The sequence below is a fragment of the Acinetobacter sp. FDAARGOS_559 genome (assembly GCF_003940475.1).
Taxonomy (GTDB): domain Bacteria; phylum Pseudomonadota; class Gammaproteobacteria; order Pseudomonadales; family Moraxellaceae; genus Acinetobacter; species Acinetobacter baumannii.
Genome location: NZ_RKJG01000005.1, coordinates 1,370,404 through 1,396,222, shown reverse-complemented (window position 1 = coordinate 1,396,222; position 25,819 = coordinate 1,370,404). Strand labels below are relative to the sequence as shown.

Genomic DNA, 25,819 nt, shown 5'->3' with positions numbered 1-25,819 from the left:
ATCGTCTTTTTGATTTGATTTTAGCTAACGGACTAAAAAAATTACTGGAGTGTATTCATAAAATGTCGAATCAAAATCTGAGCGACCCTCATGAACAAGGTGAGCTCCATCGTAGTCTCTCTAATCGGCATTTACAGCTGATCGCGATTGGTGGTGCCATCGGTACCGGATTATTTATGGGTTCAGGTAAAACAATTAGTCTTGCCGGACCTTCTATCTTATTTATTTATATGATTATTGGTTTGATGGTGTTTTTTGTCATGCGTGCGCTTGGCGAACTTCTTCTGTCAAATTTAACCTATAAATCATTTATTGATTTTTCTACCGATTTAATTGGCCCATGGGCTGGTTACTTTGTGGGTTGGACCTACTGGTTGTGTTGGATCACGATTGGTATCGCCGATCTGTCTGCAATTATTTATTACTTACAGTTCTTCAATAATGGCTTACCTTTCTCGCCTGTTGAAGGCGCAATGATTAGTGTTGCCGCGATTGTGTTCATTATGGGATTGAACTTATTAACAGTTCGATTGTTTGGTGAATTAGAGTTCTGGTTTGCACTTATTAAAATCCTTGCGATTATTATTTTAATTGCAGTGGGTCTGTGGATGATCTTTACAGGCTTTACGTCTACTACAGGTGAAGTCGCTTCATTTACTCATCTTTGGGCAAATGGCGGTTTCTTCCCAACAGGTGTGCATGGCTTCTTGGCTGGTTTCCAGATTGCAATTTTTGCTTTCGTGGGTGTTGAACTTGTGGGAACAACAGCCGCGGAAACTAAAGACCCTGAGCGTAATTTGCCTAAAGCGATTAACTCAATTCCAATCCGTATCATTATTTTCTATGTATTGGCGCTACTCATTGTAATGTCAGTAACACCATGGAACAGAATTGATCCGGCGATCAGTCCATTTGTAAACCTGTTTAGTCAAGCAGGGGTAGCTGCAGCCGCAATTTTGATGAACTTGGTGGTATTGTCATCAGTCATGTCATCCATGAACAGTGGTGTATTCTCAACAAGTCGTATGTTGTTTGGCTTATCTCGTGAAGATCAGGGGCCAAAAGCTTTTGGTAAGCTTAACAGACGTGCAGTACCGGCAAATGCATTGTATTTCTCTGCTGCGTGTTTATTGTTAGGTGCAGCATTACAGTATTTTGTACCAAATACAGTTGAAGCATTTACGCTTGCAACAACACTTTCAACGATTCTCTTCATCTGTGTATGGTTGCTTATTATCTGGAGTTACATCCGTTATTACACCACGCGTCCTGAACTGCATGCCAAATCAACATTTAAATTGCCAGGTGGCTTATTTACATGTTGGATCACGATTATTTTCTTTATTGGTATGATTTACGTATTGTCTTTAGAGCCAGACACCTTTAAAGCGCTTAAAGTCAGCCCAATTTGGTTTGTTATTTTGATCATTGGTTATTTCTTCTTCTATAAACCACGTCATAAAAAATAATTAAATTTATTTGGTTATGATCAAACGCTGGCTGAAAAGCTGGCGTTTTTTATGCATATTGTTTTTCTATTCAAGTTTACTCTTTAGCCGCTTGCCTGATCACGGTATACTGCATCGAATTGTTTAAATCAGGTGCTCAGATGCGTCGTGTCATTTGCCTCATCAGTTTATTGAGCAGCAGTATTTTGCTTAGCGCTTGCGGTCAGTCAGGAGCATTGCAGCTACCTTCTGATCCAAATTATGACAAACGTGCAAAATACTTGCTCTATCGTAATAAAGAACAGAAACAAGTTGTGCAACAAGATGAACAGGCTGAACAGTCAGTCGAATCATCAGCAGCTCAACCACAAACTACATCACCTTAAGCTTTGAAATAAGGACACCTTCATGAGTTTCACCCGCATTAATGGAGTATTGCATGCAGAGCAATGTTCTCTAGAGCAGCTTGCGCAGCAATTTGGCACACCGTTATATGTTTATTCAAAAGCAGCTTTTGAAAAACATTATTTAGATATGGATCGTGCCTTTGACTTTATTGATCATCAAATCTGTTTTGCGGTGAAGTCGAATTCAAATATAGCTGTTCTTAATGTCTTGGCAAAACTTGGTGCGGGTTTTGACATTGTGTCTGGTGGTGAGCTAGCACGTGTTTTAAAAGCAGGTGGCGATGCTTCTAAAATTGTTTTTTCAGGTTTAGGTAAAACTGAAGCTGATATTGAAACGTCATTAAATGTAGGTATTGCCTGTTTTAATGTCGAGTCTTATGCAGAGTTGGACCGTATTCAAAAAGTAGCAGCTCGCCTAGGCAAAAAAGCGCCTATTTCTTTACGTGTAAATCCTGATGTCGATGCAAAAACGCATCCTTATATTTCAACAGGATTAAAAGAAAATAAATTTGGTATTCCAAGTGATGCAGTTTATGAAACTTATCAATATGCTGCATCTTTACCTAACCTTGAAATCGTAGGTATTGATTGCCACATTGGTTCACAGCTCACTGAAACTAAACCATTTGTTGATGCTTTAGACCGTGTCATTGTGATGATTGATGAGTTGAAAAAACTAGGCATTAATCTGAAACATATCGATATCGGTGGTGGTTTAGGGGTTTGTTATAAAGATGAAACACCGCCAAGTGTTGAAGAATATGCAAACTCTATGAAGCCGGCTTTAGAAAAATTAGGCTTGAAAGTTTATATGGAGCCGGGTCGTAGCATCAGTGCAAATGCGGGTGTACTTTTAACTAAAGTTGATTTGCTTAAACCAACGACGCATCGTAACTTCGCGATTATTGATGCAGCAATGAATGATTTAATTCGTCCTGCTTTATATGAAGCTTGGATGGATATTCAACCTGTTGTACCACGTATAGATACCGAAGAAAAAACTTGGGATTTGGTTGGTGCAATTTGTGAGACAGGTGATTTCATTGGTAAAGACCGCTCACTCGCATTACAAGAAAATGACTTGTTGACTGTACTTGGTGCCGGGGCTTATGGTTTTGTCATGAGCTCAAATTACAACACGCGTGGCCGTGCAGCAGAAGTCATGGTATCAGGTGAAAAGAGCTATTTAATTCGTGAACGTGAAACGGTTGAGTCGCTTTGGGAAAAAGAACGTTTATTGCCTGAGGAGTAAATGAGATGTTATTAGAATTTACCAAAATGCATGGTTTAGGCAATGATTTCATGGTGGTTGACCTAATTAGCCAAAGAGCTTATTTAGATACTGCAACAATTCAACGTTTGGCAGACCGACACTTTGGTGTGGGGTTTGATCAGCTTTTAATTGTTGAACCACCAGATGTACCCGAAGCTGATTTTAAATACCGTATTTTCAATGCAGATGGTTCTGAGGTTGAGCAATGTGGTAATGGTGTGCGTTGTTTTGCCCGTTTTGTCCACGAACGTCATTTAACCAATAAAACCAACATTACCGTACAAACCAAAGCGGGTATTGTAAAGCCAGAGCTTGGGCAAAATGGTTGGGTGCGCGTAAATATGGGCTACCCAAAGTTTCTACCAAATGAAATTCCATTTGTGGCTGATGAACCTGAAGCTTTATATACCCTTGAGTTGGCAAATGACCAAAACATTAGTATTGATGTGGTCAACATGGGTAACCCACATGCGGTCACTATAGTTCCAGATGTACTAACCGCAGATGTAGCTGGTATTGGCCCGCAAGTTGAATCACATAAACGTTTCCCTGAGCGAGTTAATGCTGGTTTCATGCAAGTGATTGATGACAAACATGTTCGCTTACGTGTATTTGAACGTGGTGTGGGTGAAACACTAGCGTGTGGTACAGGAGCATGTGCCGCTGCGGTAAGTGGCATGCGCCGTGGTCTACTTGCGAACTCTGTAGAAGTTGAACTTGCTGGCGGTAAGCTACAAATTGAATGGCAAGAAGGCGATGTGGTCTGGATGACTGGTCCAACAACTCATGTATATGATGGACGTTTGGATTTACGTTATTTCCAAGGTTAATCGCATGGCCTAAATAGAAGCCTCTTTTCATCAGTTAACGTGATAAAAGAGGCTTTTTTATATGTACAATATTTTTTGATTTTATTACCTTTTACTCAACGCCAATTTCAAAGCGAATAGAACAAAAATACTGCCCGTAATTCGGTCCATATATTTTACAAACTTGGGTTGCTTTAGATAGCGCGAAAGTGGCTGCATAGCCAGAATTAATAGACTTGACCATAACACGCCAATCACCACATGAATCATTACAAGCCCCATCACCCAAGTAACAGCCGATGCTTGCGCTGGAATGAACTGGGGAAGAAATGAAATATAAAAAATGCCAACTTTTGGATTCAGCAAGTTGCCAAAGAAACCTTTAATAAACCAATTCTCTGAAGTAGAGCGATTTGAATGATTGTCTTGTATATCTGCGAGCTGACTACGAGGTTTTAAAATCATATTTAAACCCAGCCATGCTAAATAAGCGGCGCCCATCCATTTCAATATATTGAATGCTAAGTCGGATGCCATCAGTAGGGCACCTAGACCGCATGCCACGACAATTCCCCAAGCAATACAGCCAAGACTAATTCCTAGAGCTGCTTGAAACGCTTTAGATTTTCCTTCAATTGTTGCAGTACGAATAATTAAAGTTGTATCTAAACCAGGGGTAAGGGTAAGTAAAGTAATGGCAATTAAATAAGGAATGAGTATGGTGGTCATGGTGTAAGGTCCAACGGATACTTGGTATAAATTGTAATATATAAGTTAGATTCATTATGCTGTGCGATATCAAATTTTCCTGATTAAATAGTTTTTGGTACACTCAAAAAAATGGGCAAATAAATGGAGAGCAATTTGGATTTTGCATTACAACTGCTCTCAATGTGGTTAAAAGAAAGAAAAATTCAAAACCAGTCTGAGCATACAATTACCGCTTATGAGCGAGATGTTAGAAGCTTCCTTGAGTTTTGTGAGCTTAAAAAAGTTGATTTAAGAAATGTTGAAGCTTCAGATTTGCGTGAATATTTGGCTCAACGTGTTGAGCAAGATCAGTTAAGTTCAAGTAGCATGCAACGTCATCTTACTTCTATTCGTCAGTTTATGAAGTGGGCTGAACAGGGCAAATACCTAGAAATTAATCCTACTGACGATTTTAAATTGAAACGTCAGCCTAGACCTTTACCGGGCATGATTGACATAGAAACGGTTAATCAAATTTTAGATCAACCCATGCCTGAAAAACCAATTGATCAGCAGCTTTGGTTAAGAGATAAAGCCATGTTGGAACTACTGTACTCAAGTGGTTTACGGCTCGCTGAACTGCAAGGCTTAACGATTAAAGATATTGATTTTAATCGTCAACTCGTTCGTATTACAGGTAAAGGAAATAAAACCCGTATTGTACCGTTTGGGAAAAAGGCAAAAGAAAGCTTATTGAATTGGCTAAAAATTTATAAAATCTGGAAAGGTCATTTTGACCAAAATGCTTTTGTTTTTATCTCTCAACGAGGTGGTGTACTCACTCCACGTCAAATCGAGAAACGTGTAAAACTTCAGGCACAAAGAGCAGGTGTAAATGTCGACTTACATCCGCATTTACTTCGACATTGTTTTGCCAGCCATATGTTATCAAGTAGTGGTGATTTGCGTTCAGTACAAGAAATGCTAGGCCATAGCAACTTATCGACTACCCAAATTTATACGCATATCGATTTTGATCACTTGGCTCAAGTGTATGATCAGGCTCATCCGCGAGCGACTAAGCATTAAGTCATTTAAGTTAAATTATTTATCAATACGCGACTTTGATTGCACTGAATAAGATGAATGTAGAGATCATTTGTATTTTTTTACAAATTTGTTTAAAGGAAATCGATGAAATTACCCAATTGACCATTTTGATCTTTGCCTATTTTGTCGGCATATATAGTCTAAAAACTATAAATTTTGACTCATTTTTGAGAGTCTTATGCCTCTGACTAATAAGGTAAATAAGATAAAAAGATAATAAAAATCAATGTATAAAATAGACTTTAAAAAGAATAAAATAGGAGTTAGATATGTATAAAAATTTTTTTATGAACTGATGATTTCATTTTTTTTGCCCCGTTCCAGAAAATTGTGACTTGACCGAAATGCCAAACACATTGCAAGATAGGGTACCTAAAAAATTTTAATCGAAGAGTTAATATACTTTTCTCAACATTTACTTTTGCTAGAACAGCCGAGGATTACATGAAGGCTCTTGTTGCTGTAAAACGTGTGGTTGATGCCAACGTTAAAGTTCGTGTTAAGCCGGACAATAGTGGGGTTGACCTTACCAACGTTAAAATGTCAATTAACCCATTTTGTGAAATCGCAGTGGAAGAAGCGGTTCGCTTAAAAGAAAAAGGAACAGTATCAGAAATCGTTGTTGTTTCTATTGGTCCTAAAGAAGCTCAAGAACAAATCCGTTCTGCAATGGCTTTGGGTGCAGACCGCGGTATTTTAGTTGAAACTACTGACGAAATTGGCGCTCTAGAAGTTGCTAAAATCTTAAAAGGTGTTGTTGACGCTGAAAAACCAGAACTTATCCTTCTTGGCAAACAAGCAATTGATGATGACTCTAACCAAGTAGGTCAAATGCTTGGTGCATTATTAGGCGCTGGTCAAGGTACGTTTGCTTCTGAAGTGAAAGTGGATGGCGGTAAAGTACAAGTGACTCGTGAAATCGACGGTGGTTTACAAACTGTTGAACTTGCACTTCCTGCAATCATTACAACTGACTTGCGTTTAAACGAGCCACGTTATGCTGCATTGCCTAACATCATGAAAGCTCGTAAAAAACCGCTTGATACTAAATCTCCTGCTGATTACGGTGTTACAGCTGGTACTAAGCTTAAAACGATTAAAGTTGAAGCGCCTGCAGAACGTAAAGCTGGTGTACAAGTGAAATCTGTAGATGAGCTTGTTGAAAAATTGAAAAATGAAGCGAAAGTGATCTAATACGGAAGGATAAAATCATGAGTATTTTAGTTATCGCTGATCACAACAACCAGACACTTAACGGTGCTACTTTAAACGTTGTTGCTGCAGCTCAAAAAATCGGTGGTGATATTACTGTATTAGTTGCTGGTTCAGGCGCTCAAGCAGTTGCTGACGCTGCTGCTAAAGTTGCTGGTGTGAGCAAAGTATTACTTGCTGACAACGCTGCTTATGCAAACCAATTAGCTGAAAACGTAGCTGGCTTAGTTGCTGACTTGGCTAAAGGTTACAAATACGTTTTAGCTGCTTCTACAACTACTGGTAAGAACATTCTTCCACGTGTTGCTGCGCTTCTTGATGTAAGCATGATCACAGACATTATTTCTGTTGAATCGGCTAACACATTCAAGCGTCCAATCTACGCTGGTAACGCAATTGCAACTGTTCAATCTGACGAAGCAATCATTGTTGGTACTGTTCGTGGTACAGCATTTGACCCAGTTGCTGCGGAAGGTGGTTCAGCTGCTGTTGAAACAGTTGGCGAAGTAAAAGATGCTGGTGTTTCTAAGTTTGTATCTGAAGAAATCGTTAAACTTGATCGTCCAGAATTAACAGCTGCTCGTATTGTAGTTTCTGGTGGTCGTGGTGTAGGTTCTGGTGAGAACTACCACAAAGTACTTGACCCATTAGCTGACAAGCTTGGTGCAGCACAAGGTGCTTCACGTGCAGCAGTTGATGCAGGCTTCGTACCTAACGACTTCCAAGTTGGTCAAACTGGTAAAATCGTTGCACCTGAGCTTTACATTGCTGTAGGTATTTCTGGTGCGATCCAGCACTTGGCTGGTATGAAAGATTCTAAAGTTATTGTTGCTATCAACAAAGACGAAGAAGCGCCAATCAACAGCGTTGCTGACTACTGGTTAGTTGGTGATTTGAACGCTGTAGTGCCAGAGTTGGTATCTAAGCTTTAATCTTTATTGATTAAAGTTAAAAACCCCTAGTTTTGAACTAGGGGTTTTTTGTTTTACAGTCTGAAGTTAGAAGTAAAAATTAGAAAATTTATGCTTTGGATGTTTGATTTTTATAAAATAAAATTCACATAGTTTTGATTAGGCATGAAGATAATGATTGCAGCTAAAAGAGAAGAATAATATGCAATTAAATTATACAAATATCACCAGATTGGCAGTGTAGATTCCGCACATTACAGAGCGCTTTTATGCTATAGTATACAGCTATATTTTTTTCGATTTTAGTTCATTTTCCGGAACTAAATTTTTTGCAAGATCAAGACATATAAACGGATAGAAATATCTATCTGTAAGAAGGAGTATGCATGAGCGTATCGGAAATCCGACCGATTGCCATTGAGGACGAACTCAAGCATTCATATTTAGATTACGCGATGAGTGTAATTGTATCTCGTGCATTGCCGGATGTGAGAGACGGTCTTAAACCTGTTCACCGTCGTGTGCTTTATGCCATGCACGAATTGGGCAATGACTATAACAAAGCCTACAAGAAATCTGCTCGTGTCGTTGGGGACGTAATCGGTAAATATCACCCGCATGGTGACTTAGCTGTTTATGAAACCATTGTTCGTATGGCTCAAGACTTTAGCTTACGTTATTTATTGGTTGATGGTCAGGGTAACTTCGGTTCGATCGATGGTGATAGCGCCGCGGCAATGCGTTATACCGAAGTCCGTATGACCAAGCTGGCACATGAGCTTCTTGCAGATTTAGAAAAAGACACAGTTGACTGGGAAGATAACTACGACGGTTCGGAACGTATCCCTGAAGTACTTCCGACACGTGTTCCAAACTTGTTAATTAACGGTGCTGCTGGTATTGCTGTAGGTATGGCAACTAACATGGCACCACACAACATGACAGAAGTTGTGAATGCATGTTTGGCTTATGCTGACAATCCGAATATCTCGATTGAAGGATTGATGGAATACATTACCGGTCCTGACTTCCCTACAGGCGGTATTATTTACGGTAAATCAGGTATTGTTGATGCCTACCGTACCGGTAAAGGCCGTTTACACATTCGTGGTAAATACCATTTCGAAGAAGATGAAAAGACAGGTCGTACAACCATCGTCTTTACTGAAATTCCATATCAAGTAAACAAAGCAAGAGTTATTGAACGTATTGCCGAGTTAGTAAAAGAGAAAAAGCTTGAAGGTATTTCAGAACTTCGTGATGAGTCTGATAAAGAAGGTATGCGTATTGCAATTGACTTGAAACGCGGTGAAAACGCAGAAGTCGTTGTAAATAACTTATTCTTAAATACCCAGCTTGAAAACTCATTTAGCATCAACATGGTTTGTCTAGACAATGGACAACCAAAATTGATGAATCTAAAAGATATTATTGCGGCATTTATTCGTCACCGCCAAGAAGTTGTGACACGCCGTACCATGTTCGAATTACGTAAAGCACGTGAACGTGGTCATATCTTGGAAGGCTTGACAGTTGCCTTAGCCAATATTGATGAAATTATTGAAACCATCAAAACTTCTGCAAACCCTGCTGAAGCGCGTGAGCGTTTACTTGCGGGTGAGTGGGCAGGTGGTGGCGTTGTTGCACTACTTGAAAAAGCTGGTGCAATTTCTGTTCGCCCAGATGAAATTGAAGGTGAAGATCCAAATCGTCCATTTGGTTTAAGTGATTCAATTTACCGCCTGTCACCAACACAAGTAGGCGCAATTTTAGAATTACGTTTACATCGTTTAACTGGTCTTGAACAAGACAAGTTACATGCGGAATATACTGAAATTTTAGGTCAAATTGCTGAACTTACTGCGATTTTAAATGACTTCAACTTGTTAATGGGTGTTATTCGCGAAGAGTTGGCACAAGTTTTACAACAATATGGTGATGCACGTCGTACCGAAATTGTTGAATCTCGTGTGGATTTCTGCCGTGAAGATTTAATTCCAGAAGAACAAGTGGTATTAACGGTTTCGCAAACGGGTTATGCAAAAACTCAACCACTTTCAGACTATCAGGCACAGCGCCGTGGTGGACGAGGTAAGTCTGCGACTTCAATGAAAGATGATGACTTTATTCAACATCTGATTGTGGCATCGAACCACGCGACCGTACTTTGCTTTACCAACGTGGGTAAAGTGTATCGTCTGAAAGTATTTGAAGTTCCCCAAGCATCACGTGGGGCAAAAGGCCGTCCAATCGTGAACTTGTTACCTCTAGATGCAACAGAAACCGTAACCGCAATCTTGCCGTTAACCGAGTTCCCGGAAAACCACTATGTGTTTATGGCGACAGCTTCTGGTACGGTTAAGCGTGTTGAGTTAGAACAATTTGCAAACATTCGTTCAAATGGTCTACGTGCTATTGAACTTAATGAAGAAGATACCTTAATTGGTGTTGCGATTACTGATGGTAATCAGCAAATCATGTTGTTCTCTAACGAAGGTAAAGCAATTCGTTTTGCTGAAACTGACGTACGTGCAATGGGTCGTACAGCGAAAGGTGTACGTGGTATGCGTGTAAGCTTTGCAAGCAGCACCTTAAGTGAAGAAGATGCAGATGTAGAAAATGATGATTCAGATGATAATGATGACTCAGCAGATTCAAGTCTAGTAAGTCGCATCGTATCGCTTGTTGTTGTACCTGAAACAGGTGAAGTACTGTGTGCGAGTGCCAACGGTTATGGTAAACGTACTCCAGTAAATGACTTCCCGACCAAGAAACGTGGTGGTAAGGGTGTTATTGCGATCAAGACAAGTGAACGTAACGGTGAGCTAGTTGGTGCAGTTTCTATTGATGAAACCAAAGAGTTATTATTAATTTCTGATGGTGGTACGCTTGTTCGTACGCGTGCTGCAGAAGTTGCAATGACAGGCCGTAATGCTCAAGGTGTTCGTCTGATCCGTTTAAGCGAAGAAGAAACACTTGTTGGCGTAGTTTCAATTGAAGCTGTAGAAGACGAAGAAGAACTTCTTGAAGGTGAAGTAGATACGACTGAAACTGATAGCGAAGAAGCTGTATCTAATAATGAAGATACTTCTGAAGAGTAAAACGTTTTAAAATAAAAAAAAGGAAGCTTCGGCTTCCTTTTTTTATTTCTGGTTTATTTCGAGGGATGGAAAATAAAAACATCATAGTTTCTGTAATGCAAAGTTTTTACTGACGGGTCTTTAGTTGCAAAATTATGAGGTTGACTTACCACGATCAGATCTTGTTTTTGCATTAGAGCATCTTGAAGTTGCTGTTCGCTCCACAAGTACTTTTTGAGTTGCGGTTCAAATAACAAACCATCTTTAATTTCTAAAGAGGCACTATCTGAATGCACAGTATCCCATTGATTTACGATATAAACGGGCTGCTTAAGTTTTAAAAGGAATGGAACATCATAGAAATAATAATTGTAGAAAACGATTTTTGTAGATGGGGCAATGTACTCAGCAAAATCTGTTTGGCCTACATTGTTTTTGGTATCTAAAATACGAACAGCAAATGGGACTGCACTACATAGAACAATTAAACTTATAAAAATATAGGTCAAATAGTTCAATTTCTGTTTTTTATATAGCCCCACTAACACAAGTGGAAGCACAATTAATAAGGCACCAATGAGATAAATAAATATGGCTTGGTTTTGGAAAAAGGGCTGATGTACACGAATAAAATATGGTGTTGCACTAACCCCAATTCCAACAAGTACAGTAAATACAGGAATACCCCAAGTCTGCAATCTGGTTTTATTACTGCTTTCAAGAACCTTATTCATCACAAGCGCGAAGAAAATGGCAAGAGGCGGAACAGCAGGTAAAATATAGCCTGCTAGCTTAGAAGGCGGAATAGAGAAGAAAACCGTAACAGAAACAAACCACCATACAAATAGGGCAAGTAAAGAGCATGATTTATAATCTTTAAAAATGGTTTTTATAGACGTAAATCTACTCGCAAAAAGCCATGGTAAAAAACTGACAAATAAAATCATCAGATAAAAGCACCATGGCTGTTTGTTATTAAACTCTTTTGAACTAAAACGATTAAATTGTTGATCAATAAAAAAATAGTGTAAAAATTGAGGATATTTACTTTGTACTAAGTAGAGCCACGGACTAACGATGAGTAAAAATAACAAGATAGCCAATGGATTAAGAAGAGAAGGTATTTTCCTCCATTGCTTGGTGTAAATTAACCATGGTAAAAGAATCATCCCGGGAATTAAAATTCCAATTAAACCTTTGCTTAAGAAGGCTGCTGCACCAGCGATATAACCTAAAAATAAAATAGATTTCCGTGCAGAAATGGTGAAGTCAACAAAACATAAAACACTAATGGTGATCCAAGAGGCGAGCAGTAAATCATGGTTAATGTATTGGCTACTACCAAAAAAAAGCAGGTTCGTGGCTAAAATAATAACGGTAAGTTGTGCAACGCTTTCTGAAATATGCTTTTTTACGAATAAAAATAGGCCGACTAGCATGAGTGTAGCGGCTAAAACGGGTACTAAACGTAACACCCATACATGCACACCAAAAAGCTCCATAAACATAGAACTTAACCAATGTAGTAAAGGAGGCTTATGCATGAAAGGTAAGCCATCGATTCGTGGAGTTAACCAGTCTCCAGATTCGAACATAGTACGGCTAATATCTCCGTAGCGACCTTCGTCTGGTACAGATAAAGGTCTAATCCAAGACAAAACAAATAGCCAAATTGGTAAGAATATTAATAAAAATTTGGAACTACGAAGCCATTGCTGCATACATAATCCTTAATGTTGGAATGCAAAAAAACGGTTAAGTAAAAAAGTCACCATAGATGTCAGAACAATTGCAGTACACACTAAGGTTGAAACAGGTACGTTAAAATAGAGGTTTGAAAGTAAAAGAAAACTTTCATTAAATAAAAAACCTAAGCCCGCAACCAACGTGAATTTCGGGAGAGTCTGCCGATGCGTAAGATGTTGCGCTTTAAACGTAAAAACGCGGTGCCCAAAATAGCTCACCCAATAGGCGAGTAGAAAAGCGCATAAATTGGCATATTGCAGTGCAACATGTTTCTTAAATAGAAGCATGGCTACACTATAATGAGTAAGTGCTGCTGCGGTCCCTGTAGTAGTAAACCGCGCAAGCTGAAGAATATGAGCAAACATTAGAAACTAGAGAACGTATTTTCTTGGTGGGCGATTGAATGTTCCTGCTTAGTACGAGAATGTTCGGTAGAAATAATATATTTTGGGCGGTTTTTAACTTCAGCATAAATGCGGCCAATGTATTCACCTAAAATTCCAATGAATAACAATTGAATGCCACCTAATAGCGTCATACCTGCCGCAAGTGTTGCCCAGCCCGGAATGGAAATTCCCTCAATCAAAGTTTTAATGATAATCCACACTCCGTAGCTCATCGCACCTAAGGCTAGAATTGCACCTAAGTAAATACATACGCGTAAAGGTAAATCAGAAAAACCCGTTAAACCTGACATGGCTAAGTTAAAAAGAGATTTTAAGTTGAAGCTAGAACGGCCATGTTGACGTTCTTGCTCAGAAAAATTAATGCCTATACTTTTAAAGCCAACCCAAGCATATAGGCCTTTCATATAACGATTTTTTTCTGGTAACTGTTTGATGGCTTCAACAACTCTTGCATCAAGAAGTCGGAAATCTCCAGCACTTTCTGGAATATCAATAGGTGAACTTAAGTTTAAAATACGGTAATAAGCTTGGGTTAAAACACGTTTAAGCCATGATTCGGTTGTACGATTACGAATACCATAGACCATGTCATAACCATTTTTCCAAAGATTAATCATGGTTGGAATTGCTTCAAATGGATGTTGAAAATCAGCATCAATCAGTAGAGCAACTTCACCAGTCACATGGTCTAAACCGGCACTTAAAGCTGCTTCTTTGCCAAAGTTCCGTGAAAGCTCCAGCACAACTAAAGGATAATCCTTAATCATTGTTTGTAAAATTGGAATGGTATCGTCTTTACTTCCATCATCTACCACAATAATTTCATAGCTAAGATTTTGCTGTTTTAGACTATTTGCCAAAGCAGGAATAAAGGTTTTTAAATTCTCTGCTTCGTTGTAGGCTGGAACAACGCAGGATAAAAAGGGTTTTATATTCATTGCATTGCCCCTAGTCTGGTGAGCTGGATACCGTATTGTTGACAATCAAGTTGGAACTGATCCGAACTGAAGTATTGATATTCTTGAATTCGGGCGTGTTGAATTGGATCTTGATCCTTTGATTGTGCAAGTGCTGGATGGCACATAATCAGTAAATGGTCTTTTGCATTCGCAAGCCAATATTGATTGAGTTGGCCATAATTGGTCAGTTTGAAATCATAGATGCCAGCAAATTGGCCATTTTGATTAAAGTGATATGTCTGGCAAGCTTTTGCTAAAGAGTTAGAACCTAATGCTGAGAGCATACGAGTTTTAAAACGGTAAGGAGGGGGATTGATCGGCTGTTGTAAATTTCGAATCCAACCCGTAAATTTTTTCTCTTTTAGTAATTGCAGCAAAATATCACGTATAAATGGAAATTGATGAATGTGTTGATGACCATCTATAAAGTCAGGTTGTTTTCCTAATACTGAAACAAATAAGTCCCATTGCTCCTCAATACATTGAGTGATTAATTCGCGATTAAGACTTGCAGACCATGCTCGGACTATAAGCATAGGTAAGGGAAAAACCAGATTACCCGAAGCGAAAGTATGGGTAAGATTTAAATGTAAACCGATATCAACTCGATCACTAAACGGTTTTAATTTGGCAGCAGCAGTTTCCCATAAATCAGATTGGGTCATACATGAGGTGGCTTGAAGCGCACCTTGTTCAATAAGTTGAATAATTGCGTCAGATATTTCTGCATTCATTGCAAAGTCATCTGCGCAATAGCACACCTTTGCCATATCTAAATTCCACCATAGGGCAGGGTTACAGAATTATTCTGCTTAGCTGCTGAAAAACTATACGTTTTTAATATGGAGAAATTTCCTTAATTCCAACTTAAAGTTTTCTTAAGGTTTTATGACAATTGATGTAAATTAATTTATTGAATTTATTTGATTTTTTATAAAATTTAAGTCAATTTTTTTAAGTAAGCGTCCGCTGAATCCCATACCTATTTTTTAATTCGATTTAGGTTTCCAGCAGTGCGGCAGTAACTCTTCAATCTGGGTCACTTTATGTGTCGGTAACCTTTTCAGCACATCACTTAAATAGGCATACGGATCCAGCCCATTCAGCTTTGCTGACTGGATTAAAGTCATGATGTTTGCCGCTCGCTGACCACTGCGCAGCGAACCTGCAAACAGCCAGTTCTTGCGCCCCAACGCCCAGGGACGCATCTGATTCTCTACCCAATTGTTGCATATCGGTAGATTGCCATCATCCAGATAGCGGCTTAAGGCTGGCCAACGCTTCAGAGTGTAATTGATGGCCTTGGCGGTGGGAGAACTCGATGGCACTGTCAGATGATGTTGGTTGAGCCATTCATATAGTTGTTGCATCACTGGTTGACTATGCTGTTGTCGGTATTCGCGGCGGTCTTCCGCTGTACCATCGGTCTTTTTCCTGAGTTCTGCTTCTATCGCATACAGTTTCTGAATCAGCACCAATGCCTGTTCAGCGACCTGACTTTTCCCGGTCACATGCAGTTCATGGAATTTACGACGTGCATGGGCCATGCAGCCGACCTCTATGACCTGGCCTGATTTAAAGCGTGCTTTATAACCACTGTAATCATCACAGACTAGATTGCCCTGCCAGCCTTTCAAGAACTCTGCAGCATGCTGGCCTGAACGACTATCCTGAAAGTCATAGATCACCGCCTGAACTGGATTGTACTGTGTGGTGGCATAGGCCCAGACATAACCTTTCTTCGGTTTTTTCTCATTCTCACCCATCCGCATGATGGTGACCGGTGTTTCATCTGCATGCAGCACCCGCTGTTGCAGCACCACCTCTTTTAAGGCATTGGCCAGAGGTTCCAGTTCTACACCGCAGCGACCTATCCAGTCAGATAAAGTTGATCTAGAAAGTTCGATTCCCGCCCGCTGATAGATCAGACGTTGACGGTACAGCGGCAAATGATCGGCATACTTCGATACCAGCACATGGCTGAGCAATTCAGGTGAAGCAATGCCTTTATCAATCACATAGGCGGGCATCGCTTGCTGAGTCAGAGTGTCACACTGATCACAGACCCATTTACCACGCACATGCTGTTCCTTATAGAACTGTGCCGGTCTGAAATGCAGTTTCTCACTGACATCTTCGCCGATACGACGGAGTTGGCATCCACAAGTGCATTGGGTTGATGCAGGTTCATGCTCAATACGGATGGTGTGTAGATGATCTGGCAGTGGTCGACGTTTAGGTTTATTGGTTTTGGCTTTCTGTGTCGCTGCATCGGTTTTATCTGCATTTAATCGTTCTAATTCCAGATCAACAGCAGCAATATCTTCTTCAACCGCTTCATCCCATAGGTGGATTTGTTTTGCCGTTAAGTGTTCATTCTTTTGGGCGAATTTGTGCTTTTTAAACAGCGCCAGTTCATGCTCGTATTTTTGATTGAGAATAGAAAGATGTTGAACTTTGGCATCCAATTGTTGGTTTGATTGTGCTAGAGACTGATGCTGCATCGCCAACTGTCTGGTGAATTCCAGCAGTTGTTCATGGGTCAGTTGGCTTAAGTCAGGCAGCGTATTCATGACCGCAGTATGCCTGAGGTCATGAAGAGAATGAAATAGAACGTTTGGAGGATGGCAGAATGGTCGAGCTTGGTTTAGAGCATATTCACCACTTGCTGCAATCCAATTCTCTGCCAGGGCAAACCTTGGATTAATGCCTGTAACTGTTCCGGGCTGAGGGCCACGGTTTCACCTTGGTGAACTTGAGCCCAGTGAAATTTACCCTGTTCCAAACGCCGGGCACACAGCCAGATGCCCAGTCCATCATGTACCAACACTTTCATACGATGACCACGTTTATTACAGAACAGGTAGGCGCAATGCGGTTTGATGTAGCCAAAGGCTCTCACCACCTGAGCCATGACAGTATCCATTCCTGCTCGCATATCCATGGGCTGGGTAGAGAGCCAAATTTCATTGATACGGATCATGTTGCCAGTGCCTTGAGTAATTCTGCCAAGGCAGGTATTTCTGATGTCTGCCATTTTAGCTGAATATCATTATTCGTATGAGGCACGGTGATACACAACGTGATCCTCTCATCAATAGGTTGGCTGATTGCAGCAGTGTAAGGCAAAGCAATAAATGCTGGATTCACATGAGTAGGATCCTGCACGGCACCCTCATGATGGCTGAAGATCCTGATCCAACGACTGACAAGGTTGGCATTAATACTATGTTGCAGTGCGACCGAAGCGATCGAGGTATTAGGATTTTTACAGGCATTGACAATACTGAGTTTGAATTCTTTGCTGTATGTTCTGCGTTTTTTAGCAACAGGAGGTGTTGCTGAATATATATCCATGTTCATGGATTAAGTCCCCACTTGTTTTTAGGTGGGAACTAAATTAAGGCTTATAGGACCGCTTGGTAAGGCTGTGTTAGCCGGATGCTTACTTTTTTAAGAAATAAGCTTTAACTATAAGATTTTATAGTAAATAAAAATATAATCTGTACACTTTAATTAGCCTATAAATAAGTTTATTTAGATACTTTTAAACGTGAATAGGCAGTAATTAAAAATATAACCCCAATAGTCGCAAGAAAAATTAATTTCGGGACCACGACATTTAAAGGAACGCCCATTTGATTAAGTTGTACAAACATCTGTACGCCGTGTGTAGAGGGTAAACACCAAGCAAACCATTGCAACCATTCAGGCATGGCTTGATGAGGCCAGGCGGCGCCAGTTAATAAGAAAAGAGGAACTGAGCTAAATACAATAATATGTCCGGCACGTTCCGGCATATCTAAAAGTGAGCCAATCAGCATACCTAATCCAATTACACAGCTAATGAAAATAGGAACAGCGACTAGCAAACCGACAAAGTTTCCACCGTGTGGATAGCCATTGAACCACAAGGTAAAACCAAAAAGATAAAAACTTCCTAAACAACCAATTGTAAAGATACTGGCAAAAATTCCTGCAAAACGAATAGGGGTAATTTTTTCATGTTGTTCGCGGTAACTTGCAACCAGCATGGCCAGACCTAACACAATTGTTTGGTGAATAATAAGTGATGCAACTGCAGGAAAAATATAACTACCGTAGCCTGAAAGCGTATTAAATAAAGGCATTTGATGAATAGAAAGAGCAGGCTGGAAGTGTGTACGTTGTCCAAACCTTTCAATATATTCCTTTAAAGTTGCTTCAATAGAGGTGGCCAGACCTAACCCAATTTCTTTAGTTTTTAAAAAGTTGGTTGTGCTTAAGTATAAGCCGATTCCGCCAGTTTCTCCGCGGCGTAAGCTCTGCGTTAAATTGCTTGGTAAAAGTAAAATACCATCGGCTTTTTGTTCGCGAACCATTTGTTCAGCTTCAAGAAAATTACCAGTGACATCAACAATTTTAACGTGCGGGCTATTGGCTGTTTGACCAATGACTTGAGAAGTTAAAAGACTTTGTTCTTCATCAACAATGACAATTGGAATTGATTCTGCGCGCTCAGCTTTATAGGCTGTCGGATAAAAAAAGCTATAAAGAATGACGGATAAAATAAGTGTTGTGAAAACTGAACTGTTACTAACAATATCTTTAAATGTTTGAACGTAAGCCTTTAAAAATTCCTTCATGATGTTGCTCCTTGAACCAGTTTTTTAAGCAGCAAACAACTTAAAAAGAAATAAATAAGGCAGTAGCCAATAAGTATTAAGAAGGGAGACATCGAAATGAAAAGTGGACTTCCAATCACCCATTGTTCGGTCTGGAGCTTTGCATAAGGGGTGTACGGAATAATCAGTGACCAAAATTTAGTGAAAATCGGTGCATTATTTAAAGGTAGAGTAACGCCTGCAAAACTTAAAGAAGATCCGCCATATACTGCAATAAAACCAAAAGTTTTACTTAAATTTTTGGTCGCGAGAATGACGGTACTACTAATTAAAGCATAAGAAAAATAAAGTAAGAACTGAGCAGCTAATAAGAAACTTAGTGAACCTGCTACAAACCAGCCTCGAATTTCAACCAGCCAAAACATCCATAACCAAGTCCAGAAACAGAAAATAAAGCTATACAGCAAATTTTTAGCCAATAAGCCTTGAATAAAACTTTCTCGGTTCACCCACTGTGTTAGTGTGCCGCGTTTAATTTCTTGTCCAATGGCAAATGCCACACAGCAACATAGTAATAAATGTAATACGGCTGGAACCATGAAGGGTTCTAAATAGAACTCATAGCTCATGCTTGGGTTATAAAGCGTTGAAATTTTGACGTGTGCTGTAGGTACATCTAAATAGGGAATATTATTTGCAAGATAATTCTGGCCAGCATAGTCTGCTAAAGCATTGAGAGTGCTGACTAACATCGCCGAGGAAATCGTGTTCCCGACACTAAAAAAAGATTGGTTAAAAGCAATACTGATTTGCGCATCTTGAGCTTTCACAAAACGTTTTTCGGCACCATCCGGAATAAAAATATAACCCCATATTTTGGTTTCATTGAGTAATCTCTCGGCTTCACTTGAGCTTGTAGTAATTGTTTTTACATCGACTGTATGATTTAGCGAAAGATACTTTCCAATATTACGGCTTAGTTCACTCTGGTCTTGATCAATAATGGCAATGGGTAAATGTTCAGCTTTACCTGCATAAAACATGCTGCTAAACAAAAAAATGATAAAAGCAGGGATGAGTGTCACCATACACAAATCCCATTTATTGCTTCTTAAATAGTTTAGTTCACGTAATATGCTGGCAAACATGTTTTATTTTTCTTCTTTAATTTTAAATAGAACACTCATGCCAACTTTTAAGTCTTTGACAGGACGCTCAGGCACCAAATGTAATTTAAAACTACGAATGTCATAACCACCGGTCTGACGTGTGGTTTTAATGGTGGCAAATTCGCCTTCGGCATCAATATTTTTCACTTTAAACATCACAGTTTGATTCAGCGCAGGAATGAAACCTTCTAGCGTTTTGTTTTTATAAACAGAAGCGTATTGGTTTTCACCGACATTTAAACTGACCCACAAATCATCATCTTCTAAAATGCTAACAACAGGTACACCCATAGCAACGAGTTCAGAAGGTTTGCCATAAGTTTTTGAAACTGTACCTGAAATAGGAGCGAGTAAACGAGTTTCTGCCTCAAGTGCTTGAGCTTCACTTACCGCGGCTTTTGCAATCTCAACTTGTGCATCCGCTGTAGATTTCTGCTGACTGGTACTTCCGCGCTTTGCTCGAGCATATTGTTGATAAGCTGCTTCACTTAACTCTTGAGCAGAAGTTTGTGCGGCTAACATCTCATCTCTTCTTTGACGAGAAATAACACCTTGTCTATATAAATTTTCTCCACGTTGATAAGTGGTTTTAGCAAGGTTTGCCTGTGCTTTCATACTCTGCCAATTGGCATAAAGAGTATCAATATTTTCCTGTTGAGAGCCTCGGTCTACCGTAGATTGAAATGCCAAAGCTGATTGTAGGGTGGCTAAAGCTTGTTGTTTTTTAGCTTCTATTTCAGGGCTGACTAAACGAACAAGGGGCTGACCTTTGGAAATTTTCTGGCCCTCTTGCACATAAATTTCTTCAATACGGCTCGGAACCTTAGTACTGACATGAACTGTTTCAGCCTCAACTCGGCCTTGTAATTCAATAGGCTTAGGTTGATAGCTTTTCCACAAACCGAAAATGATTAAACCTAATAGAGCAATAACCACGACCGCAATAATTAGTTTAATTTTCGAATTTTTAGGAGGTTGAGAATCACTTTTACTCGTTTTTACTTTTTGAGTATTGTCGGTTTGAGTATTTTGCTGATTTTGGTTAGTTTCTGCCGTATCCGCAACTGGAGAATTTTGTTCTGAATGAGCTGAGTCTTGATTCATGTTATGTCCCCATTAGCGGATATAGTCAGTGTGTGGTTGAGTCACATAAGCTTTAAACTGGTCCATAGAACCATGGCTTTGTAATAGCGTTGCGAGCGACATGACATATTTATAAGCATTTAAAGCCATTTCTGTTTTTAAAGCACTTAATGCATTTTGTGCATCAATCACTTGAGTCGCTGTACCCATGCCTTCTCTGAAAGAAAGTTCCTGAATACGTAAGTTTTCTTGAGCTGCGCTGATATTCCTTTGTAATAGCGTATGACTTTGCTGTGCTGAATTGAGCTCGTTATAAGACTTATTCAATAATGCTTCAATCTCTTGTTTAGTTCGTTCAGTCATGAGTTCTGAAGCATAACGTTTTAACTCGGCAGCATGAATATTCTTATTTTTATCTACGCCAGAAAACAGATTGTATTTTGCCATAACACCTACAATCCAGTTTTCATTTTCATCGAGTGAATACTCACCAAAAGCGAAAAGACTCGGTTTTTTTGCTGCTTGTTGAGCCTGAATATTTGCATTTGCCAATTGAGTGTCTAACTGCATTTTTTGCACAAGGCTAGATTTTTGAGAGTAACTGCTTAAAAGAGATTCTAACGATTGGCTACGAACAGTATTTACAAAAAGAGGAGTACTTAAATCAGCATTATTTTGCTGGTGCAAAAGATTGTTTAAATTAAATTGGCTAGCATTTAGATTTGCCTGCGCATTTTGTAGAGTTCGTTCGGCATTGTTACGAGCAACTTCAAACTGCATACGTTGCCCTTTACTAATAAAACCTTGCTGTTCGAGCTTTAACGCATTGCTGTAATGTTTTTGCATTGCATTAAAGTTAAATAGACTACTTGCGACCAGTTGTTGTTGTAATTGCACATTAAAATAACTTTGTACGACTTCGAAGCGCTGGATATCTTGTTGTTGTTGGCTTGAAAGCTCGGAGCGTTGAGCCTGAATGTTAGCTATTTTTTTTGCACTAGTTGTTAACCCACCTGTGTAGAGCGGCATCACCACTGAAATAGATGGTCGGACTACTTGGTCTTCTACAGTCAAATTAGCGTAGTCAGGAAAACGGTTTATACCGTCATGTATGATTTGGTTTGAGCCTTCCTGAACTTGACCTAAAACATCTGATGGAATGACATTGTTCCACTGGGATAATTTATCATTGAGTCCTTGGCTTAAATCATTTTCAAGTTTTTGTTTAAAAGAGCCTAAGGGTACATCTGTTTCACTATGAAAAGCATATGCCCTCACATTTAAATCAACTCTGGGGAGTCCTAAACCTTTTACCGCTTCGGCTTCTAACTGAGAGGCTTGTTGTAATGCTTGGTTGGCTTGAGTGCTGTATGAGCTTTTTAAAGCCTGTTGTTCTGCTTCAGCATAACTTAAACTTTGCGCATAAATAGGCGTTGCAATTAATACTCCCAATACCAACGCAAGGTAATTGGGTTTAAACAAAAAAGGACGTTTAGACTGTCGATATTGATGTGTTGGCATTTTATATAACAATTTTTGATCATCCCTTATAGTTTAAATTTCTTGTTATTAAATTCAATTATCATATTGTTTATTATACAATTGTATAAAAGCACAAAATGATTTTGAGGTTATTTTTGCTTGATGGAAAATCATACAGCAAGTTTTTATATGTTCATCACAGTATGGGAAACTATATTCACAAGTCAAGTTGAACTTTATTTAATAAAACTTATAAAAAAATAAGTGAAAGCAATGAAATAAATAAAATAGTTATTGAAAAAATAGGCATAAACACGCCCTAGCATTGAAATATTTACTAGAGAAGCTGCTGCAACCTTAAGCAATCTGTGGTTAAATGCCTTTTTTTATTGTGTTTCACTTTTACAAGGGAAAAATCATGCGCGCGTACAATTTCTGTGCTGGTCCTGCTGCATTACCTACTGCCGTTTTAGAAAAAGCTCAACAAGAATTGTTGGATTGGCAAGGTAAGGGTCTATCCATCATGGAAATGAGTCACCGTAGTGCTGACTATGTTGCTGTTGCGGAAAAAGCTGAAGCAGATTTGCGTAAGCTCATGAATATTCCTGAAAACTATAAAGTGCTATTTTTACAAGGTGGCGCGTCATTACAATTTTCAGCAATTCCTTTAAACCTGCTTGGAAAAAATAACAAAGCAGATTATATCCATACTGGAATTTGGTCTGAAAAAGCTTTAAAAGAAGCAAAACGTTATGGCGATATTAATGTTGTAGAAGCTGGTATTAAAGTAGACGGTAAGTTCGCCATTTCTGAGCAAAGCGAATGGAACTTGTCTGACGATGCAGCTTATGTCCATTATGCTGATAACGAAACAATTGGCGGTTTACAGTTTGCTGGTGTTCCTGATGTTAAAGCACCACTGGTATGTGACTTCTCATCAAGCATTTTATCTGCTCCACTTGATGTTTCGAAATTTGGTCTCATCTATGCAGGTGCGCAAAAAAATATTGGTCCTGCTGGTTTAACAATTGTTATTATCCGTGATGACTTACTGGATCAAGCTAAAGCAGAGATTCCAAGCATTTTAAAATATGCTGATCAAGCCAAGAATGGCTCTATGGTAAATACACCATCGACTTATGCTTGGTACTTGTCTGGTTTAGTATTTGAATGGTTACTAGAGCAGGGTGGGGTAGATGCTATCCATAAAGTTAACCTTGAAAAAGCTCAGTTACTCTATGGTTATATCGATTCAAGCGAATTTTATAATAACCCGATTGCCATTCCAAATCGTTCAATTATGAATGTACCATTTACTTTGGCAGATGAAGCTTTAGAAAAGCAATTCTTGAAAGAAGCTGAAGCAAATCACTTATTGAACTTAGCAGGTCACCGCTCAGTAGGTGGTATGCGTGCAAGTATTTATAACGCTGTACCATTAGAAGGCGTTCAGGCGCTTATCCGCTTTATGGATGATTTTGCTAAACGTAATGGTTAAGTCATAAAATGAATAAAGCCCTCAAAAAGAGGGCTTTATTTTTATATAAATGATCAATTAAAAAGGCATAAAACCAAATTGATGTATCATCATTGCGGCTAAGAACATACCCAAAACGAAAAAGCAAAACGCACCAGTATCGACCCTTATACGTGGGTTACTAGTTTGAATGAGGCTGGTGGTTTGTTCAGGTATAATCTTCATTCAATAGCCTAATTTTTAAAATATTAGTGAAATTCAATTAGTTTCACTATTTTTAGCATAAATATTCGCCTGAATCCAGATATTGCCACGAATATATTCGCCAATATTAAAGTTTTTGTACAAATCATTTTTTGTAGCAATGCGCACTAATATGGCAGGAAGGTTGTCTTCTAAAACTAAAGTGACATCATAAAGGGTATATTCTGCACCCATAAATGACATTGAAGTTTTACCGACAATATTACCTTGGAACCAAGCTTCATCTTCTTGACCAAGATTTTCTCCATATAAATATGCAACCATTTTAGAAAAATCAACCGTTACAGGTTCTTGATCTTCTTTAGTTTTTGGTTGCCATTCATTAATCAGTTCTTGTAGGTTTTCGGGTGCAATCCCATTATGTTCAGTTAAAATCGCATTTAATGCACGGTGATGTTTAATTGAAGCTGGATCATCTACGACAATTGTTTCTCCCTTAGGCACTGATTCTAATTCATAGGCCCATGCATTAAATTGGACTTGGTAAGTTTGGGTTTTGTCATATTGGCAACGATTAACGCTAAATAAATTATCAAATGCATAAATCGTTGTACTTTTATTTAATTTTAAACTTAATACCGCTTGAGTAGCAGAGTCACAAGTAATGATGCGCTCAATTTGGGCATTATATTGATATGGACTATCAAAACTCGGGAAGGCAGTTTTTAAAGCGCGAGGTTTTTGATTTTCAACTGCAATAATTTGATTAATGGTGACCTTCTGACCTTGTGGACCTTGAATGAGCCAAAAAGATTGATCCATTTCGTCTTCATTTTGACATAAACCCATTGGCATTACAGGAGCATCAAGCGCCAGTCCAAGCCATTTTGGTACATCTGTCTCTGGATGGGAAGTCAGTAGATTCCAATGCTCTCCATGACTACCAAAATTTTGGTCGTTTACCGTAATAACTTCTGGACTGTTTTGATTTTTCATAGGTACGATTGATGTTGGGTTTATCTCACTTGATATATTAAATCGAGGGTAATTGCTATTTTTCAAGTCAACATATGTAAATTCTCTTGTAAAAGCACGTATTTAGTTATCAAAAAGCTCTCCATCTAGCAAAACATGTATTGTTAAGAGTGCATATAAATAATCATTAACGTATTGTTCAAATTAAATTTAGAAAACAAGTTTTATATTTAGCGCTATTCTCTAATGAAATGCATCTGTTAGACTTATATTTTTAGTGGAAATAGAGAATAACGTGCTGCCATTCAAGTTGTGGGTAGACGCAGATGCATTACCTAAAATTTTGCGTGAAGTCATTTTAAGAGCTTCGGATCGTTATCAATTAGAAGTGATTTTTGTAGCCAATCAAAATGTCGGTATTACCCCTTCAGTGCGTATTAAATCTCTGCAAGTTTTAAGTGGAGCCGATCAAGCCGATCGGGAAATTGTGAATCGTATGTCTGAAAATGACATTGTCATTACGCAAGATATTCCACTCGCAGCTCAAGTTATTGAGAAAGGTGGCATTGCGATTCACCCACGTGGTGAGGTGTATACCACAGCGAACGTAAAAGCACGTTTGCACTTACGTGATTTTATGGATACGTTGCGCGGCGCTGGTGTACAGACGGGTGGTCCACCACCTATTTCAGAACGTGATAAGCGCGAATTTTCTAGTGCACTCGACCAAACGATTTTAAAGCAAAAACGTAAAACTGCTTAGTGAGCCTCTT

Annotated in this window: 24 protein-coding genes; 10 read left to right on the top strand and 14 right to left on the bottom strand. The window is 39.0% G+C overall.

Features of this window, described 5'->3' with window-relative positions; genetic code table 11:
• Positions 1-62 precede the first annotated feature (62 nt).
• The 4 genes from EGS71_RS08185 to dapF all read left to right on the top strand — a co-directional run bounded on the left by EGS71_RS08185 (position 63) and on the right by dapF (position 3,958).
• Entirely contained in the window at positions 63-1,469 is a 1,407-nt protein-coding gene (locus tag EGS71_RS08185) for an amino acid permease (protein WP_000070815.1), read from the top strand.
• 140 nt (positions 1,470-1,609) lie between these two features.
• Positions 1,610-1,834 (top strand): LPS translocon maturation chaperone LptM, encoded by a 225-nt coding sequence (lptM, locus tag EGS71_RS08180; protein ID WP_001255198.1) that lies wholly within the window; start codon positions 1,610-1,612, stop codon positions 1,832-1,834.
• A 22-nt stretch (positions 1,835-1,856) separates the two neighbouring features.
• Complete coding sequence (gene lysA, locus EGS71_RS08175; protein ID WP_000011144.1) at positions 1,857-3,107, top strand: diaminopimelate decarboxylase; 1,251 nt, start codon at positions 1,857-1,859, stop codon at positions 3,105-3,107.
• Positions 3,108-3,112: 5 nt separating this feature from the next.
• On the top strand, positions 3,113-3,958 hold the full coding sequence (dapF, locus tag EGS71_RS08170; protein ID WP_000923480.1) for a diaminopimelate epimerase: 846 nt from the start codon (positions 3,113-3,115) through the stop codon (positions 3,956-3,958).
• Positions 3,959-4,042: 84 nt separating this feature from the next.
• Here the strand turns inward: dapF and EGS71_RS08165 are convergent, their stop codons facing one another.
• Positions 4,043-4,666, bottom strand: a complete 624-nt coding sequence (locus tag EGS71_RS08165; protein WP_000207640.1) for a LysE family translocator — start codon at positions 4,664-4,666, stop codon at positions 4,043-4,045.
• Positions 4,667-4,828: 162 nt separating this feature from the next.
• On the opposite strand from EGS71_RS08165, the gene xerA reads away from it, so the two are divergent.
• The 4 genes from xerA to gyrA all read left to right on the top strand — a co-directional run bounded on the left by xerA (position 4,829) and on the right by gyrA (position 10,961).
• The gene (gene xerA / locus EGS71_RS08160; RefSeq protein WP_161795012.1) at positions 4,829-5,716 is read left to right on the top strand and encodes a site-specific tyrosine recombinase/integron integrase; all 888 of its coding nucleotides are present in this window, start codon (positions 4,829-4,831) and stop codon (positions 5,714-5,716) included.
• A gap of 465 nt (positions 5,717-6,181) precedes the next feature.
• The gene (locus tag EGS71_RS08155; protein ID WP_000646179.1) at positions 6,182-6,931 is read left to right on the top strand and encodes an electron transfer flavoprotein subunit beta/FixA family protein; all 750 of its coding nucleotides are present in this window, start codon (positions 6,182-6,184) and stop codon (positions 6,929-6,931) included.
• A gap of 17 nt (positions 6,932-6,948) precedes the next feature.
• Positions 6,949-7,881 (top strand): electron transfer flavoprotein subunit alpha/FixB family protein, encoded by a 933-nt coding sequence (locus tag EGS71_RS08150; RefSeq protein ID WP_000025985.1) that lies wholly within the window; start codon positions 6,949-6,951, stop codon positions 7,879-7,881.
• A 365-nt stretch (positions 7,882-8,246) separates the two neighbouring features.
• Complete coding sequence (gene gyrA / locus EGS71_RS08145; protein WP_000116444.1) at positions 8,247-10,961, top strand: DNA gyrase subunit A; 2,715 nt, start codon at positions 8,247-8,249, stop codon at positions 10,959-10,961.
• Positions 10,962-11,014: 53 nt separating this feature from the next.
• Here gyrA and EGS71_RS08140 read toward each other — a convergent pair whose 3' ends face one another.
• From EGS71_RS08140 to EGS71_RS08090, 11 genes are all read right to left on the bottom strand, one after another.
• Positions 11,015-12,661: an ArnT family glycosyltransferase gene (locus tag EGS71_RS08140; protein WP_001188099.1), complete on the bottom strand. Its 1,647-nt coding sequence runs from the start codon at positions 12,659-12,661 to the stop codon at positions 11,015-11,017.
• Between the two features lie 9 nt (positions 12,662-12,670).
• On the bottom strand, positions 12,671-13,051 hold the full coding sequence (locus tag EGS71_RS08135; protein ID WP_000457363.1) for a GtrA family protein: 381 nt from the start codon (positions 13,049-13,051) through the stop codon (positions 12,671-12,673).
• Positions 13,051-14,031 carry a glycosyltransferase family 2 protein gene (locus EGS71_RS08130; RefSeq protein WP_001022412.1) on the bottom strand — a complete coding sequence of 327 codons (981 nt, stop codon included), beginning with the start codon at positions 14,029-14,031 and terminating at the stop codon, positions 13,051-13,053. The genes EGS71_RS08135 and EGS71_RS08130 overlap by 1 nt, the downstream gene beginning before the upstream one ends.
• Positions 14,028-14,822: a ChbG/HpnK family deacetylase gene (locus tag EGS71_RS08125; RefSeq protein WP_001140946.1), complete on the bottom strand. Its 795-nt coding sequence runs from the start codon at positions 14,820-14,822 to the stop codon at positions 14,028-14,030. Before EGS71_RS08125 ends, EGS71_RS08130 begins: the two co-directional genes overlap by 4 nt.
• A 219-nt stretch (positions 14,823-15,041) precedes the next feature.
• Complete coding sequence (locus EGS71_RS08120) at positions 15,042-16,625, bottom strand: IS66-like element ISAba25 family transposase (protein ID WP_001094424.1); 1,584 nt, start codon at positions 16,623-16,625, stop codon at positions 15,042-15,044.
• Positions 16,626-16,699: 74 nt separating this feature from the next.
• A complete protein-coding gene (gene tnpB / locus EGS71_RS08115; RefSeq protein WP_000619347.1) occupies positions 16,700-17,035 on the bottom strand; it encodes an IS66 family insertion sequence element accessory protein TnpB in 336 nt (111 codons plus the stop codon).
• A complete protein-coding gene (locus EGS71_RS08110; protein ID WP_001055589.1) occupies positions 17,032-17,415 on the bottom strand; it encodes a transposase in 384 nt (127 codons plus the stop codon). Before EGS71_RS08110 ends, tnpB begins: the two co-directional genes overlap by 4 nt.
• Positions 17,416-17,585: 170 nt before the next feature.
• Positions 17,586-18,677: an ABC transporter permease gene (locus EGS71_RS08105; RefSeq protein WP_000657716.1), complete on the bottom strand. Its 1,092-nt coding sequence runs from the start codon at positions 18,675-18,677 to the stop codon at positions 17,586-17,588.
• Positions 18,674-19,804 (bottom strand): ABC transporter permease, encoded by a 1,131-nt coding sequence (locus EGS71_RS08100; protein WP_002015192.1) that lies wholly within the window; start codon positions 19,802-19,804, stop codon positions 18,674-18,676. The genes EGS71_RS08105 and EGS71_RS08100 overlap by 4 nt, the downstream gene beginning before the upstream one ends.
• 3 nt (positions 19,805-19,807) lie before the next feature.
• Entirely contained in the window at positions 19,808-20,929 is a 1,122-nt protein-coding gene (locus EGS71_RS08095; RefSeq protein ID WP_001070878.1) for an HlyD family secretion protein, read from the bottom strand.
• Positions 20,930-20,941: 12 nt separating this feature from the next.
• Positions 20,942-22,429 (bottom strand): TolC family protein, encoded by a 1,488-nt coding sequence (locus EGS71_RS08090; protein ID WP_001142049.1) that lies wholly within the window; start codon positions 22,427-22,429, stop codon positions 20,942-20,944.
• A gap of 379 nt (positions 22,430-22,808) precedes the next feature.
• On the opposite strand from EGS71_RS08090, the gene serC reads away from it, so the two are divergent.
• Positions 22,809-23,888 carry a 3-phosphoserine/phosphohydroxythreonine transaminase gene (serC, locus tag EGS71_RS08085; RefSeq protein ID WP_001203183.1) on the top strand — a complete coding sequence of 360 codons (1,080 nt, stop codon included), beginning with the start codon at positions 22,809-22,811 and terminating at the stop codon, positions 23,886-23,888.
• A gap of 57 nt (positions 23,889-23,945) precedes the next feature.
• On the opposite strand, the gene EGS71_RS22450 is transcribed toward serC, so the two are convergent.
• Together EGS71_RS22450 and EGS71_RS08080 are read right to left on the bottom strand one after the other, a co-directional pair.
• On the bottom strand, positions 23,946-24,092 hold the full coding sequence (locus EGS71_RS22450) for a hypothetical protein (RefSeq protein ID WP_000691795.1): 147 nt from the start codon (positions 24,090-24,092) through the stop codon (positions 23,946-23,948).
• Between the two features lie 33 nt (positions 24,093-24,125).
• Positions 24,126-25,067: a hypothetical protein gene (locus EGS71_RS08080; protein ID WP_000795876.1), complete on the bottom strand. Its 942-nt coding sequence runs from the start codon at positions 25,065-25,067 to the stop codon at positions 24,126-24,128.
• 256 nt (positions 25,068-25,323) lie between these two features.
• Here EGS71_RS08080 and EGS71_RS08075 point away from each other — a divergent pair, with 256 nt between their 5' ends.
• Complete coding sequence (locus tag EGS71_RS08075; RefSeq protein WP_085944104.1) at positions 25,324-25,809, top strand: YaiI/YqxD family protein; 486 nt, start codon at positions 25,324-25,326, stop codon at positions 25,807-25,809.
• Positions 25,810-25,819 lie beyond the last annotated feature (10 nt).